Origin of the sequence: Candidatus Phycosocius bacilliformis, from assembly GCF_003112735.1 — a bacterium.
Taxonomy (GTDB): Bacteria; Pseudomonadota; Alphaproteobacteria; order Caulobacterales; family Aquidulcibacteraceae; genus Aquidulcibacter; species Aquidulcibacter bacilliformis.
Window position 1 is genome coordinate 221,977 of record NZ_BFBR01000003.1, and the last position, 16,085, is coordinate 238,061.

Here is a 16,085-nt window from a genome sequence, read left to right on the forward strand (position 1 = left end):
TGTGCGAGAGGGGTAAAGGTCAAGTTGACGTGGCAAATGACCTAGACATCCACCTCAGCTTCCAGCGCAAACTCCTGAATGAAGTCGCGGCGCGGCTCAACAATATCGCCCATCAAGCGGGTGAACATGCCGTCAGCCGTATCGGCATGATCAACATAGACACGCAAGAGCGAGCGGGCTTCCTTGTCGAGCGTGGTCTCCCACAATTGCTCGGCGTTCATTTCCCCCAGACCCTTATAGCGCTGGATGGTAATGCCTTTGCGACCAGCAGCACGGACCGCCTCGAGCAAGGCTAAGGGGCCATGAATCTCGGTCTCAAGATCACGGCGGCGGATACGGGCCAACCCATCATAGGCCCCAGCCATATTAGCCGCCCGCTCTGCCAAGCGACGGGCATCACTGGAGCCCAGCACATGATGATCCAATTTGATGGTCTCGGTTACACCCCGGACCTCTCGGGTCATGTCAAGACCCGTGGCATCAATCTTCACCTGCCAACTATCCTCGCCCTCATCGGCAAGCACATTGAGGCGGGCCGCCAAGCGATCGGCTGCCTCAGGGCTGGCTGCGGGCACCAAGGCCCCGGCAAGTGCGGCTTGTTCGATGGCAAAAGCGGGAAAACGCACAGCCAGGCGACGGACTGAGGCTTCAAACCCTTCTGCATCCTTCACTGTGGCGACAAGATCAGGGCCCATGCGGGCTTCACCCGTGGCCAAGGTCAGCACCGCATCGGTGGTGCCTTCCTCGATCAAATAGGCTTCAAGAGCTGCATCATCCTTCAGATACCGCTCTGAGCGACCTTTGGAGGCCTTGTAGAGTGGCGGCTGGGCGATGAACAAATGGCCACGCTCAATCAGTTCGGGCATCTGACGATAGAAGAAGGTCAGAAGCAGCGTGCGGATATGGGCTCCATCCACGTCTGCGTCGGTCATGATGACGATTTTGTGGTAGCGCAGCTTATCGGGATTGAAGTCATCCCGCCCAATCCCGGTGCCCAGCGCCGTAATCAGGGTGCCGATTTCCTGGCTCGACAGCATTTTGTCAAAGCGGGCACGCTCGACGTTCAAGATCTTGCCGCGCAAGGGCAGAACCGCTTGGAAGCCGCGATCACGGCCCTGTTTAGCCGACCCGCCTGCTGAATCACCCTCGACGATGAACAATTCAGATTTCGCCGGATCGCGCTCCTGGCAATCGGCCAATTTGCCGGGCAAAGAGGCAATGTCCAACGCGCTTTTGCGCCGGGTCAGTTCGCGGGCCTTTTTCGCCGCTTCGCGCGCGGCGGCCGCCTCAACAATTTTGGTCATCACGCCTTTGGCGAGACCAGGATTTTCTTCAAACCACTCGGCAAGCACTTCGCCGACTGTGTTTTCCACCGCTGGACGGACCTCAGACGATACGAGCTTGTCCTTGGTCTGACTTGAGAATTTGGGATCGGGCACCTTGATCGACAACACGCAGGTGAGGCCTTCGCGGGCATCATCGCCGGTGATGTCAACCTTCTCGCGCTTGGAAATGCCCGACTTCTCGCCATAGGCATTGATCACACGGGTCAGCGCGCCCCGGAAACCGGCCAAATGCGTGCCCCCATCGCGCTGCGGGATGTTGTTGGTGAAGCACAGCATGTTCTCATGATAGCCGTCATTCCACTGCAAGGCGGCCTCAACCATGATGCCGTCGCGTTCGCCCTTCACATAGATGGGCTTTTCGATGACGCTGGTGCGGTTCCGGTCGATGTGGCGGACAAAGGCCTCAACCCCGCCCTCATAGCGCATGATTTCTTCATAAGGCTCTGGCCCGCGCAAGTCGCGGAAGCGCACGGTGACGCCCGAATTGAGGAAAGCCAGTTCGCGCAGGCGATGTTCCAGCGTCTTGCGATCAAACTCCACCATGGTGAAAATCGTTGGTGACGGCCAAAAGCGCACGCGCGTGCCAGTCTTGCCGGGCTCTGAGGGACCAACCAATTTCAATGGAGCTTTGGCTTCGCCCAAAGCAAAGCTCATTGTATGCTCTTGGCCATTGCGGAAAATCGTCAGCTCCAGAAGGTCAGACAGCGCGTTGACCACAGACACGCCCACACCATGCAAGCCGCCGGACACCTTGTAGGAATTCTGGTCAAACTTCCCCCCAGCATGCAGCTGGGTCATGATGACTTCTGCTGCCGACACACCTTCTTCGGGGTGAATATCGGTGGGAATGCCACGGCCATCATCTTCCACTTCGGCCGAGCCATCGGGATACAGCGTCACATTACAAATCGTGGCGTGGCCGGCCAAAGCCTCGTCAATCGCATTATCGACCACTTCATAGACCATGTGATGCAGGCCTGAGCCATCATCGGTATCGCCGATATACATGCCGGGCCGCTTACGCACGGCATCAAGACCTTTAAGCACTTTGATCGAGTCAGCCCCATAGGCGGCCTGACCATTGGCGTCCAAGCCATTGGCATCCAGACCATTGGCATCGCGGCTTACCACCTCGGCGCGCACAGGATCGGCAGCAGAACCGGATTGGTTTTCGGGCATTTCTGGGGAATTTTCGCTCATCTGGCGCTACTTTTCTTTCACTGTACGGCCCGGACTTGACCGGGCGAAACGTCAAACAGGGATGCACGCGACCCGAAATCTTCAAACAGGTTGCGGTCGGTGCCGGTCAGCCAGGCCTGACCTGGAAGGGCCAACAATTCCTCGCACAAGGCTGCACGTCGGGACGGGTCAAAATGGGCTGCGGCTTCATCCAGTAAGACTAGCGGATTCGGCCCCGGAACACCCGTACTTTTTGCCGTTGACAGGCCAGAGGCGATGCGGCGAGCCTGAGCTAAAATCAACGTAACTACAAGGGCTTTCTGTTCACCTGTTGAGCACTTCTGGGCTGGCATGCCTGAGGGTGTGTGGATAGCTGTCAGATCACATCTGTGCGGGCCGTCCAATGCACGGCCAGCGGCGCGATCCCGCGGGCGACAATCGTGCAGATGGCGGATGAAATCGGCCTCAGCAGAGGCTGCATTCTGGGCCTGGCGCAGACTGGATTCAAACCAGCCTTCCAAGGCAAGGCCAGCCTTTGGAAATGCGCCATCGGGCCTTTGGGAAATCTCGCTCTGCAGTGCATCGACCGCCTCCAGTCGCGCCTGACCCAAGGCGATGGCCGCTGCCGCCGCTTCGGCTTCCACAAGCGACAGCCAGCGTTGGTCTGGATTGGGTTCTTCCAACAGACGGGTGCGTTCCCGCATCGCTTTGTCATAAAGGGCAGCTTGCTGGCCATGTTCGGGGGCGATGGCAAAGACCAGCCGGTCCAGAAAGCGGCGCCTCTCGCCGGCTGGGCCAGCAAACAGGCGGTCATAAGCCGGTGTCAACCACAACAAACGGACGGTCTCGGCCAAATCTTTCGGCCCCGCATCCTTGCCGTCAATCCGGGCCACACGACGTTGGCCTTGAGCGGTACGTTCAAGACCAACCCCGATACGGCGGGACTCTGAACCCAATTGAAACAGGCCCGCAACCGCAAACAGACCGCCATCCTCACCTTGACGGGCCATTTCATCAAGATCAGCCCCGCGAAGGCCACGGCCCGGCCCGAGGAGTGACAAGGCTTCAAGAATATTGGTCTTGCCTGCCCCATTGGGTCCAAACAAGCAGACAGGGCCCGCATCGGCCTCAATGTCGAGCCGGGCATGATTGCGGAATTGGGTGAGATTGAGCCGCCGCACAAACGCCTTGTCGGCTCTTGCCTCCGGCGAGGGCTCCGGCACTGAAACAGTCGGGTTCACACGCGCAGCGGCATCAGCACGAATAAGGCGTTGGGATCATTGCCATCGCGCACTAAGGTTGGCGAGGCCGCATCCGCAAACTCGAATTGCGCTTCTCCCGATCCGATTTGACCGGCGATGTCGAGCAAATATTTGGCATTGAAGCCAATATCCATCGCATCTGACCCATAGCTTGCCTCAACCTCTTCGGTTGCTGCTCCGGTTTCAGGACTATTGACGGCCAGAACCACTTTGCCATCGCTCAGGCTGAGCTTGATGGAGCGCGACCGCTCTGCCGCCATGGTTGCCACCCGGTCCACCGCGCGGGAGAATTCATCATTGCGCACGGTCATAATGCGCGAATTGCCCCGCGGGATCACGCGCGTGTAGTCTGGGAAGGTGCCGTCAATCAGCTTCGAGGTCAGTGTGGTTCGGCCAAATGAGAATTGGATTTTGGCATCTGAGACCGCAATTTCGACTTCATCGGCCGCATCATCCAACAAGCGGCGCAACTCCTGCACCGTCTTGCGCGGAATGATCACGCCCTTAACAGCCGTGGCCCCGGCTGGCTGGGGATAGTCGGCAAGCGCCAAACGATGCCCATCGGTGGCCACAGCCCGCAAAGCAGGCCCTGAGTCGCCACTGGCCGAATGCAAATAGACCCCGTTGAGATAATAGCGCGTCTCTTCGGTGGAAATGGCAAAACGGGTGCGGTCGATCAGACGGGCTAGAGCCGCCCGCTCCAACACAAAACGGGAGTCGAAGCTACCGCTCGACATGGCAGGGAAATCACCCGCAGCCAGAACAGGCAAATGATAGCGGCCGCGCCCTGCTGTAATGGTCACGCGCGGATCGTCGGATGACAAGTCAAGACGGACTTGCGAGCCGTCTGGCAGCTTGCGAACGATCTCATAAAGCAAATGGGCAGGCACGGTGATCGCACCTTGGCGCTCCACATCAGCTTCAGCGCCATCCACAATCTCAATATCAAGATCGGTGGCCGCAAAAGTCACACTACCGTCGCGTGCTTCAATCAGCACATTGGACAGAATGGGGATGGTGTTGCGGCGCTCAACAACGCTCTGAACATGGCCCAGAGCCTTCAACAACGCACCACGTTCGATCGTCAGACGCATCCTTGAACCTCTTCCCCAAATCTGCACCCATTCCGGACATCTCTTGCCCCGGCAATGGCGTGATCGATCAATTTCTTCCTGGCTGATCCGCGCAAAAGCGACCCGACCGACAATCCGCTCCTGGCCCTGTGCCCGGACACAGATTTCACGAGCCCGCCACTATGCCGGGTTCACCGATTCTGGACCAGCCGAACTGACACTCTGCCCGATTTTGGACGATAAGCGCAATCACTTTGGGCGTTTATTCGGTGATTTTGCGACCGATTTCCTGCAATTCAGCTGCAAAGGCGACATCCTCAGCTGCCAATTCCTCGATCCGCTTGACCGCGTGCATGACTGTGGTGTGGTCGCGGCCGCCAAAGCGCTGGCCAATGTCGGGGAAGGAACGCCGTGTTAGACGTTTGCAGAAATACATGGCGACTTGACGGGGCCGTGCCACAGCCCGGTGGCGACGCTGGGAGACCAAATCCTCAAGCGACAAATCATAAAAGGCCGCGACGCGTCGCTTGATTGTTTCGACTGGCACCGATTTTTCTGGCGGGCTCCAATTGCCCGACAATGCTTCAATAACCACTTCCATACTTGCCTCCCGGCCGATGAGGGTTGAGGCAGCAAACACCTGCTTCACGGCCCCTTCGACAGCACGTCCTGTTCCGGTGATACGGGCAGCGATCAGGTCGATCGCCTCTTCGGATAGATCAAAGCCGCTGCGCCGGGCGTTCAATTCGCTGATCTTGCGGCGTGCAATGGCGCGACGCAGTTCAAAGTCTGGCTCATTGATCTTGGCGGTAAAGCCGCCCTGCAAGACACATCGCATGCGGCTGTTGAGACCCTGCAGTCCGTCTACAGCAACATCGGCTGTGCACACCACGGTCCGCCCACGTGAGATCAGATCATCGAGTGTCTGGAAAAATTCATCCTGGGTTGCTGACTTGCCGCAAATCAGCTGGAGGTCGTCGATCAAGAGAATGTCTGCGCCACGAACCGCTGCCTTAAAGGGCCCGGTCTCGCGATCGCGCAAGGCAGACTGAAACTCGTTCAAAAAGCGCTGTGCGGTCAACAAAAGGACCCGCTTTTTTGGAGAGGTCTCGCGCAGTCGCCCGGCAATGGCTTCCAGAAGGTGGGTTTTTCCAACCCCATGCAGACCATGAAAGAAGACTAAATCGCCCGTCCCTGGCCCTTCAGCAAGACCCCGCGCAATTGCGACTGCAACGCGATTGGCTTCGCCGACTTCAAAATTGGCAAATGTCTTGGCCGAGGCAGACAATTCCACCGGTTCAGCACTTGTACCGGCCAATCCCAGCTCCGCATCATCGTCATTGGCCTCTTGCACAAGGCTGGAATTGGCATGGATCATGTCTGCATCAGCCACAATCAGGCGCACGCGCCGACCCACGGGATCTAATGCCGACCAGCGTGCTTGCAGCCGGTGCAGATAGTCGGTGGTCAGGCGCGCGACCGCATAACCATTGGGCGCGCCAAAGGTAACCGACGCATTGTCCAAGCCCACCAAGCGCAATGGTTCGATCCAAGCCCGATAGGCATCAGCCCCCACCTCGCTGCGCAGGCGCGGTAAAGCCGTTGCCCACAGACTGCGCGCGGTGCCCACCTCAAACTCAGGCAAGCAACCCGCCAAGTCCAGTGTCGCTGAAACGCTAGAATGAACGCCTTGGACCATTTCCCGAACCACCCCCGCGACTACTCAATCTCAAAATCCGACCTGCCTTGCCCGCACCCCCACAGTACGCCAGACACACCTTCGCATTCGCCGTGAGGCGCTATTCACGAGAGTGGGTCCAAGACCGGGCATAACGCCGACCGCGCTGGAAGCGATCAGAGCGGCGTCGGAGGGGGACTAAAGCCTACACGGCGGCTGTGCGCAACAGCATTTTCATGCGTTTGACATGTGTTTTTTCCGCTGTTGGCGGCGCTGATTCGCTTGACAGGTGAAGATTCTCAATAATCAGCGTAACTTACCAAAACGGTGGATTTTCACCGCTGGTCCACATGCCTGTGGATAATTTTTCAGCTTGGCCTAATGAGCGAAAAAGACAATTAAAACATGCCCTTTACCAAATAATTGGGCTTCAGTTACAAAATTGTCATGCAAACACAAGGCACCAATTCGCCAAGTATGACACAGCACGATATTTGGTGATTTCTGCGCGACATGTGTCAATTAATTTAGACGACATCAAGTATTGGCACTGAACATTTGGCACAAAACATGTCGAAAAAAGCCACCCAGCCGTGCTGTATCATCGCACCTTGGGTGGCTTCAAAAGGTGATTAAAAATCTGGGTTGAAATTAGGCCGGACGAGCGACCGCTTTGACCCGTTGTGCCAGACGCGACACTTTGCGCGAGGCGGTATTGTGATGCACGACGCCCTTCGAGACCGCCCGCATGATTTCAGGCTCTGCCAAACGCAGGGCAGCAGTGGCAGCCGCGCCATCGCCAGAAGCAATCGCTTCTTCGACTTTGCGGATAAAGGTGCGCATGCGCGACCGCCGGGAGGTATTCACCAGCGTGCGGCGCACGATCTTGCGGGCCATTTTTTTGGCCGAAGGCGTATTGGCCATCGTTGAATCCGATTTAACGTGTGACAAGGGCGACCACAGGGCCGCCCAAGAAAGGTGTATAACAGGCGGCGGTGTATGCCGAAACAGGGCCGAAAGGTCAAGCAATAATGCGGTAGTTTCCTCAGCACCCACCGCAGGAGATTTAGCGCCCGGTAAAGTGAGCCGATCGCTTTTCGGCAAAGGCACCCATGCCCTCTTTCTGATCCTCGGTCCCGAACAGGCCATGGAAGAGGCGCCGCTCAAACCGCACTCCCTCGTTCAAACTGGTTTCAAAAGCACGGTCAACCGCCTCCTTGGCCGCCATCACGGCCAGCTTGCCATAGCCTGCAATGGTTCGGGCCACCTGTTGGGCTTCCTCCAACAAGTGGTCTGCTGGAATTATGCGCGCGACAATCCCGCACCGCTCGGCCTCGACCGCGTCCATCATCCGCCCGGTCAGGATCATATCCATCGCCTTGGCCTTGCCCGCCGCACGGGCAAAGCGCTGTGTGCCCCCAGCACCGGGGATGACACCGAGTTTGATCTCAGGCTGGCCGAACTTGGCCGTGTCAGCGGCCAAAATCATGTCGCACATCATCGCAAGCTCGCACCCCCCACCCAAAGCAAAGCCGGCGACTGCCGCAATGGTTGGCTTGCGGCAGCGGGTCACACGCTCCCAATTGGCGGTGATAAAGTCCTCGCCATAGACATCCGCGAAAGTCTTGCTCGCCATTTCCTTAATGTCAGCGCCGGCTGCAAAGGCCTTGGCAGAGCCCGTGATCACGATCGCGCCGACATCGGCGCGCGCTTCGACCTCATCAAGGCATGTGGTCAGCTCGTTCATCAATTGCTGATTGAACGCATTAAGCGCATCTGGCCGGTTCAACGTAATGGTGGCGACGTGATCGCGGACGTCCAGCAGGATGGTTTCATAGCTCATGGATGATCTCCGACACAAAGATTGCTTGTCCACTCAGTGCTGGCCACTCAGTGCTGGCAAGTGGGGCAGAAAAAGCTTGACCGGCCAGACTGCACGATCCGCTGGATCGGCGCATGGCTTTGCCCTGCGGTTTCCCCGCGCGGGCAGGCCAGTCCTTCGCGGCCATATACGTCGAACCTTTCTTGAAAACCACCCAAAGACCCATCGGTGGCGGCAAAGTCACGCAGCGTCGATCCGCCGGCCTCAATCGCCTCAGCCAGGACAGCCCGGATGGCCTCGGTCAGCAGCGTGATTTCAGCCTCCTGAATATCTGCAGCTGCCCGCAAGGGACTAATGCCAGCCCGAAACAGCGCCTCACAGACATAAATATTGCCAAGCCCCGCCACATTGGTCTGGTCGAGAAGGGCAGCCTTGATTGGGGTCCTTCGATTGGCAAGACGGCTGGCCAGATGGGCGGCCGAAAACTGATTGCTCAAAGGCTCGGGCCCCATCGCCTTGAAATGCTTGCAGCCATCAAGACCGTCGCTGGCGACAATATCCATAAAGCCAAAGCGGCGCGGGTCATTGTAGATCACGCGGGCTCCTGAACCAACGTGCAGAACAATATGGTCATGCTTGGGATCAGCACCCGTATCATAGGCGTAATCATCAAAGGCCAGCACACCACGCTCATCCACAATGGAGAAGCGACCGGACATGCCCAAATGCATGATCAAGGCCTCGCCTGTGCTTAAATGCGCGACGAGATATTTTGCCCGCCGCTCCAGACTCTCTACGACCGCGCCTTCCAGGCGTCCGACAAAATTGTCGGGTAAGGCAAAGCGCAGATCAGGCCGACGCGCTTCGACTTTGACAAGGGTTGCCCCCTTCAACGTGGGCTCAAGACCGCGACGGACCGTTTCGACTTCGGGTAATTCAGGCATAATGACGCACTAGAAGATATGGCGAATGCAGATGCAAGGCGCTATGTCGGTTGTTATGAGCAAAACAAAGACAGCGTCCTTCGGTTTTCAAGACGTGCCGGCCCATGAAAAGGCCTCGCGCGTGCGCGGTGTTTTCGATGCGGTGGCCAGCCGCTATGATCTGATGAATGACCTGATGAGTGCGGGCATGCATCGGGCGTGGAAAGATGCCGTGGCAGCCCGCCTCAATCCCAGACCGGGGGAGCGTATCCTTGATCTGGCCGGGGGCACGGGTGATCTCGCGCGCCGCTTTAAGACATTGGCCGATGCTGCCCGGACCCGCTCTGGCGGCCCCCCCTCTGAAATCATCGTGGTCGATATCAATGCGGAAATGATTGCGGCTGGCCGCGAGCGGGGGCTGGATGGTCTTGGATGGGCTGTTGGGGATGCCGAAGCTTTGCCCTTTCCCGACAATTCTGCCGATGGCTATGTGATTTCTTACGGCATCCGCAATGTGACCGACATCCCCAAAGCGTTGGGTGAGGCCTATCGCGTGTTGAAGCCCGGCGGGCGCTTTTATTGTCTGGAATTCTCCAAGCCGACGACCGGAGCCTTGGAGGCCTTTTATGATGCTTGGTCGTTCAAGGCCATTCCGCCGATCGGCAAGGCGGTGACGGGTGATGCCCAGCCCTATCAATATTTGGTGGAAAGCATTCGCCGCTTCCCGGATCAGGAAAGCTTTGCCGCCATGATCCGCGAGGCTGGTTTCCGTCGGGTCGATTACACCAATTTCTCCGGCGGTATCACCGCCCTGCATGGGGGTTGGAAAGTTTGATCGACCCGCTGGTGCGGCTTGTGCGGGCCGCTTGGACCCTGGGCCGCTATGACGCGATCCTGCCGCGCGAATATTATGACATGCTGCCATGGTCGGCCCGTCTTGTCGGCCGCCTCATGCGGCTGGGCGCGCGCACGATTGCGGGCGACCCCGGCACACGGCTGGCGGCTGCATTGGAAAAACTGGGGCCGGCTTGGATTAAGTTTGGCCAACTTCTGGCCACGCGGCCTGACATCATTGGCGAGGCCGCAGCCCAAGGCCTGTCGCGCCTGAAAGACCAATTGGCCCCCTTCCCGGACGCTGTTGCCGTGGCTGCCCTCGATCATGCCTTTGGTGACCAGCGCGAAAATCTTTTCCCCGAGCTTGGCCCCGTCATCGCAGCTGCCTCGGTTGCCCAAGTCCATCGCACAGTTTTGCCTGATGGCCGGGTCGTCGCCGTCAAATTGCTGCGCCCCGGGATTGAGCGGGAGATCGCCGCAGAAGGCCGGGCCATGATCTTGGCTGCCCGCTTGGTCCAAGCTTTGGTTCCCCAAGCCCGCCGGCTTGAACCGATTGCCTTTGTGTCCACCATTCGTGCAGCTTTAGACAAAGAGCTGGACCTGCGCCGCGAGGCCGGGGCCGGTGATGCTTTTGGTGAAATTGTTGCAGCCGACGGCTATCTCAAAGTGCCGGCTGTGGATTGGGAACGCACCGCCCGCCGGGTTTTGACCACCACCTGGGTTGAGGGCACACCTTTAACGCGTCCGGGCGCGCTGGATGGGGCGGATCGACCCAAATTGGCCAATGCGGTCACCTGCGGCTTTCTGGCGGCCGCTTTGGACCATGGTGTATTCCATGCCGACATGCATGAGGGCAATCTGATCCTCGGTCCTGAAGGTGCGCTCTGGGCGGTGGACTTTGGCATTATGGGCCGCATTGGTAAGGCTGAACAACGCTATTTGGCCGAAATCCTTTACGCCTTCCTGCGCCGTGACTATCGCCGGGCTGCGGCGGTCCACATCGAAGCAGGCTATGTCCCCGCCCATCATGATGAGGGCGAGTTCGCCCATGCCTTGCGCGCGGTGGGTGAGCCGATTTGGGGCCGGCCAGCGCGTGATGTCTCGATGGGACGGGTCTTAACCCAACTCTTCGACGTGACCGAACAATTCGGCATGCACATGCGCCCGGAACTGATCCTGTTGCAGAAAACCATGGTGCAAGTCGAAGGGGTTGCCCGCACGATCGATCCCGATCATGATATTTGGGAAGCCTCCCGCCCGGTGGTCGAGCGGTTCATGTCGCGCGAGCTTGGCCCCGAGGGGGTTGCACGGCAAATGTTTGAAGATGCGACCAATCTGCTCGCCAGTGCACGCAAACTGCCGCATTTGATAGCCCGCATTGAAAAACTGGTCGATCAGGCTGAACAGGCATCAGATTGACCAGAGGCGATTGCCAACAGGCTTGATTGATCGGCGCGCGCGGTTTAGCATTTTGTTATGACAAATTCGCCTGTACCCAACGCCCCCGCCACCGATGCCTTCTGGATGCCCTTTACGGCCAACCGGCGCTTTAAGGCCGCGCCGCGCCTGTTGGTCTCGGCTTCTGGCATGTTCTATCGCAGCCATGATGACCGCGAGATCCTTGATGGCACGGCGGGCCTCTGGACAGTCAATGCCGGGCACGGGCGCAAGGAAATCGTCGATGCGGTGGCCCGCCAGATGGCGGAATTGGACTATGCGCCGACGTTCCAAATGGGCCACCCGATCGCGTTTGAGTTTGCCGAGCGGCTGGCCAGCATCGCGCCTGAGGGCTTTGACCGCGTCTTCTTCACCAATTCGGGTTCAGAAAGTGTCGAAACCGCACTTAAGATCGCGCTGGGCTATCATTATGCGCGCGGTGACCATCGCCGGACCCGACTGATCGGGCGGGAGCGCGGTTATCATGGCACCAATTTTGGCGGCATTTCAGTCGGCGGAATTGTCGCAAACCGGCGGGTGTTTGGGCCAGGCCTGCCTGGGGTGGACCATCTACCCCATACACATGGTCTGGCTGGCAATGTGTTTGCCCAAGGCCAGCCACCCGAAGGGGCCCATCTGGCTAAGGAATTGGATCGGATCGCCGCCTTACACGGGCCTGAAACCATCGCGGCGGTCATTGTTGAACCGGTTGCGGGTTCAACCGGGGTCTTGATCCCGCCTTTGGGTTATCTGGAAGAATTGCGCGCCGCATGTGACCGTATTGGCTGCCTCCTGATCTTTGATGAAGTGATCACCGGCTATGGCCGTCTGGGCCAGCCCTTTGCAACCCAGGCTTTGGGCGTGCGCCCTGACCTCATTTGTACCGCCAAGGGCATCAATAATGGTGCCCTGCCAATGGGGGCGGTATTTGCCCGCCGCGAGGTCCACGATGCTTACATGACCGGGCCTGAAAACCTGATCGAGCTCTTCCATGGCTATACATGTTCGGGGCATCCGGCGGCCTGTGCAGCGGGCTTGGCCACGATGGACATTATGGCGCGCGAAGGCCTGTTCACGCGCGCCGCCGACATGGCCCCCCATTGGCAGAAGCGCTTGCATGAACTCAAATCTGCCCCCCATGTGGTCGATGTGCGCAATCTGGGCCTGATCGGCGGGATTGAGCTGGCAGCACGTGACGGGGTGATCGGCGCACGCGGCTATGATGTTTTTCTGAAGGCCTATGAGGCCGGTGCCCTGATCCGGGTCACGGGAGACATCATCGCCCTATCCCCGCCGCTGATCATCGAAGAAAGCCATATCGACCGGCTGTTCGACACAATCGGGCAAGCCCTTCACGCGGTGGATTGAGGGGTGGCGGGGCGAATGACCCCACGCCCCTAAGAGGCGCGGGGTCGCCGCGGCCTATTGCACCCGCTTATAGGCGGTATAATCCTTCTCAGGATGCTGCAGCACCGGGCGCAAGACCATGGCGCTATGGGCTGGCAATTCAACCCGGATCAAGCCCGCACGCACCCGGGTCTCATAGCCGGTAAAGACATCGCGCAATGGCTCGTTATTCATCAGCTTGGAATCGCGCACGGACATGAATTCTGACACGGGCTGGTCGGTGGGATTGACCAACACGACAGCCAGCTCGCCAACCCGGTCGGTATAGCGGGTAAAGGCCAAGAGCTTTTCAGCATCCAAGCGGCGGAACTCTCCGATGCGGAGTGCGCGCATCTCTTTGCGCAGCCCGGTCAATTGTCGGATCCAGACAAATTCAGGCTGACGATCATTGGCCTTTGTCCAATCCATCGGAGCCCGGTTCATCGGGTCGTCTGCCCCTTCCAGACCAATTTCCACCCCATAATAAAGATTGGGGGCACCTGGCAGCGTGAATTGAAGGATCTGAGCCATGCGGCGGGCAGCCGGATCCGGCAAGCGATTGGCCAGACGTGGTCTGTCATGATTGTCGAGCACGATCCACGAGCGCAACAGCCCATCATAATCGCTATCTTGCACCATGCGCTCGAGAATATTGCCAGCCTGAGGCCCCGAAACCTTGCCATCCACCAGCTCGTAAATCACTTCGCCAGCAGTGATATTGAGCATGGCATCCATCGGACCCAACCATTGCTCAGGATAATTATAGATTTCTCCCAGCATCAGCGCGCCGGGCTTGGCCTGATGGGCAGCCTTGGTGGCTTCACCCAGAAACCGGAAGCCGATGTCATAGGCCACATCCAGCCGCCAGCCATCAATGCCATCGCGCAACCACCCCTGGATCACCGAATCAGCATCGCCATAGAGGCGGGCACGGACGGCAGGATTTTCCCAATTCACATCCGGCAGATTGGCGACATCCCACCAAGCCCGATAACCCAGCTTGTACTCTGGTCCAATGAAATACCAATCCCGCCACGGGCTGTCTGGGCGTTTCAAAGCGTCCTGGAACTGCGGTGAATTGCGACCCATGTGGTTCAAGACCCCATCCAGCACCAATTTCATGCCCTTGGCGTGAACGTCCTTGGCCAGCGCCTTCACATCCTCCCGTGTGCCATATTCAGGCGAGACTTTGAAATAATCATTGGCGTCGTATTTGTGATTGGTGAAAGCATCATGGATCGGGCCAAGATACAGCACATCGATGTCGAGATCCTTGATGTAATCAAGCTTGGTGCCGAGGCTGTCGATATCTCCACCCCAGAACTCAATCTCGTGGGTCCAAAGGCCCTGTTCAAGCAAAAGATGACCGCGCGTGGGTGCCTTGTCCCATGGCTGCAGGCTGCGGGGAGCCGCATAAAGATGGCGCTTGGCGTCAAGATTTCGCGACGGCGCGAACCGGTCCACCATCACTTGATAGACCACAGGCCCGATACGCCAATCGGCTTCGCGTGCTGCCAGTCGCGGGGCAAGTGCAAGGTCATGGGGATTTGCATAGGAAAAGGCTGAGGTCACGGTGGGGCGTTCCTTTTGGCGGCTTGGCAGATGTGTCGGGTCAGCCTTAACGGCCGGTGTGGTCGATTGGGCGGCAGCTGGCGTGGCCGTCAGAAAGCCAAGACACAGGCACGGGCTGGCCACCAAGGCCCACAATTTGTGCCTGATACGCATCAGCTTTTCCCCACGCCCTGCCATCGCAGTTTTGTTGTTTTCCTACAGTGCAGCGGGCGACTTGCCAATCTGCGATGACAAGACGTTTTCCAGACATCAGTGCAGGCAAACCTTGTTCTTCGGGCACGAGTCTTGCTTTAGGATTCAAACAGGAAAACACAATCATGGCTCGATGGGCGCCACATCAGCGACCTTAATCGACAATGCCAGACAGGAAGGGCCGCATGAACCGACGCTGGTTGATCTTGGGGGGCAGTGGCCTGGGGTTGGCTTCGGGTTGGGGCATCTGGTCATGGTGGCGCTCGGCCAAGACCGGCGGCAAGAATCAGCCGACGCCCGATCCATCGCTTGCCGACAAAAGTGCTGCTGACAAACCCGGCACAGACCCAAGCACGGATAAACCCTCAACAGGCACTGAGAAAAAAGGCCCACCCAAATCATCCATCCGCAGCGGCCTGATCAAAGACCCCACAATCCGCGAAAGCCCAGAAGCCGCCATCACCCGTGGCACCGGCCTTGCCTGGCGCAAACCTGAGCTGGCAGAAGTCGTCACCCCTGACAAATGGCTGGCCGTTCGGCCTCTGGCGGAACCGGGCTTTGCGGCACGGCAAGGCGGCGGGGTGGATGTAACCGACGACGTGCTGCGTGCCGTGGTGGGTGACCGCGACCTTGCCCCCGGCCCGGTCGTCTATGCCATTCGCGGGGCTGTCTCAGACCGGGCGAGCAATCCGTTTGCATCCGGCCATCGCTTGACGATTGTGCCGCCCGACCACCTCAATTTCTGCTGCACGATTGGGGTGTGGGACCCCGAGACCAAGCAAGTGTCGACCTATGCGGCCTCGACCGTACCCAATAGGACGGCGATTGTTTCCTCTGCGCTTGGGGTGCAAGCTGCCAATATGCTTCTGCCGGGCGTGTTCACCTATGTGCCGGGCTCACATTCCAATTACAAGAAATATGGCTTTCCCTTCTCCATTGTTGGCGCGCTGCGTCAGAATGGGGCGGGCGGTGGCGCAGGCTCATTAAAAGCACTTCGGGCCACCACGCCGCTGGGCATGCAGGGGGCCAGTGTCTCCACAACCACCGACGACAATATCCATTGTGCCGAGACGCCCTTACTTGAACCCTATGACCGGTTTTCCTCGGAAGGTTGCATGGTGGTGGCGGGCCGCTATACGCCCCAAGAAGGCCATACAGGTCCGTGGGCGCGCTTCCTCAAGGATGCAAAGTTCAAAGGCCGGGCAAAAGTCACCGTCATTCTGGTCAACAGCACCCAACTGCCAGTCGTGTGACAGGCTTGCCTTAACAAGCGCGTGCTTCTGGGTTATGAGCCCCGACATGAGCATCGCGCACGCCCTTACGGCCCTGTTTCGAATTATCAGCCCGGCACGCCGCTGAGCTTGCCTCCGCGTGCCGGGAA

The 16,085-nt window shown here is 58.6% G+C and carries 12 protein-coding genes; 4 read left to right on the plus strand and 8 right to left on the minus strand.

Translation table 11 applies throughout. The features are described 5' to 3' along the window. Window positions 1-41 precede the first annotated feature (41 nt). The 7 genes from gyrB to mutM form a co-directional block, all read right to left on the minus strand. Window positions 42-2,546, minus strand: a complete 2,505-nt coding sequence (gene gyrB / locus PbB2_RS06590) for a DNA topoisomerase (ATP-hydrolyzing) subunit B (RefSeq protein ID WP_238164893.1) — start codon at window positions 2,544-2,546, stop codon at window positions 42-44. 17 nt (window positions 2,547-2,563) lie between these two features. Beyond that, window positions 2,564-3,766, minus strand: a complete 1,203-nt coding sequence (recF, locus tag PbB2_RS06595; RefSeq protein WP_238164894.1) for a DNA replication/repair protein RecF — start codon at window positions 3,764-3,766, stop codon at window positions 2,564-2,566. Beyond that, complete coding sequence (dnaN, locus tag PbB2_RS06600; protein ID WP_108984517.1) at window positions 3,763-4,881, minus strand: DNA polymerase III subunit beta; 1,119 nt, start codon at window positions 4,879-4,881, stop codon at window positions 3,763-3,765. The genes recF and dnaN overlap by 4 nt, the downstream gene beginning before the upstream one ends. 241 nt (window positions 4,882-5,122) lie before the next feature. Next, on the minus strand, window positions 5,123-6,559 hold the full coding sequence (dnaA, locus tag PbB2_RS06605) for a chromosomal replication initiator protein DnaA (RefSeq protein WP_108984518.1): 1,437 nt from the start codon (window positions 6,557-6,559) through the stop codon (window positions 5,123-5,125). A 630-nt stretch (window positions 6,560-7,189) separates the two neighbouring features. Beyond that, on the minus strand, window positions 7,190-7,462 hold the full coding sequence (rpsT, locus tag PbB2_RS06610; RefSeq protein ID WP_108984519.1) for a 30S ribosomal protein S20: 273 nt from the start codon (window positions 7,460-7,462) through the stop codon (window positions 7,190-7,192). A gap of 142 nt (window positions 7,463-7,604) precedes the next feature. After that, window positions 7,605-8,381: an enoyl-CoA hydratase gene (locus PbB2_RS06615; RefSeq protein WP_108984520.1), complete on the minus strand. Its 777-nt coding sequence runs from the start codon at window positions 8,379-8,381 to the stop codon at window positions 7,605-7,607. Window positions 8,382-8,428: 47 nt separating this feature from the next. Further along, complete coding sequence (gene mutM / locus PbB2_RS06620) at window positions 8,429-9,304, minus strand: bifunctional DNA-formamidopyrimidine glycosylase/DNA-(apurinic or apyrimidinic site) lyase (RefSeq protein WP_108984521.1); 876 nt, start codon at window positions 9,302-9,304, stop codon at window positions 8,429-8,431. A 55-nt stretch (window positions 9,305-9,359) separates the two neighbouring features. Here mutM and PbB2_RS06625 point away from each other — a divergent pair, with 55 nt between their 5' ends. From PbB2_RS06625 to aptA, 3 genes are read left to right on the plus strand one after another with little or no spacing between them, the layout of a single operon-like run. Continuing rightward, window positions 9,360-10,118: a class I SAM-dependent methyltransferase gene (locus tag PbB2_RS06625; RefSeq protein WP_108984636.1), complete on the plus strand. Its 759-nt coding sequence runs from the start codon at window positions 9,360-9,362 to the stop codon at window positions 10,116-10,118. Further along, a complete protein-coding gene (locus PbB2_RS06630; RefSeq protein ID WP_108984522.1) occupies window positions 10,106-11,536 on the plus strand; it encodes an AarF/UbiB family protein in 1,431 nt (476 codons plus the stop codon). The genes PbB2_RS06625 and PbB2_RS06630 overlap by 13 nt, the downstream gene beginning before the upstream one ends. Window positions 11,537-11,593: 57 nt before the next feature. Then, on the plus strand, window positions 11,594-12,922 hold the full coding sequence (aptA, locus tag PbB2_RS06635; RefSeq protein WP_108984523.1) for an omega-aminotransferase AptA: 1,329 nt from the start codon (window positions 11,594-11,596) through the stop codon (window positions 12,920-12,922). Between the two features lie 54 nt (window positions 12,923-12,976). Here the strand turns inward: aptA and PbB2_RS06640 are convergent, their stop codons facing one another. Beyond that, the gene (locus PbB2_RS06640; RefSeq protein ID WP_238164895.1) at window positions 12,977-14,665 is read right to left on the minus strand and encodes an alpha-amylase family glycosyl hydrolase; all 1,689 of its coding nucleotides are present in this window, start codon (window positions 14,663-14,665) and stop codon (window positions 12,977-12,979) included. Between the two features lie 224 nt (window positions 14,666-14,889). Here PbB2_RS06640 and PbB2_RS06645 point away from each other — a divergent pair, with 224 nt between their 5' ends. After that, window positions 14,890-15,957 carry a hypothetical protein gene (locus tag PbB2_RS06645; protein ID WP_108984524.1) on the plus strand — a complete coding sequence of 356 codons (1,068 nt, stop codon included), beginning with the start codon at window positions 14,890-14,892 and terminating at the stop codon, window positions 15,955-15,957. The last annotated feature ends 128 nt before the right edge of the window (window positions 15,958-16,085 follow it).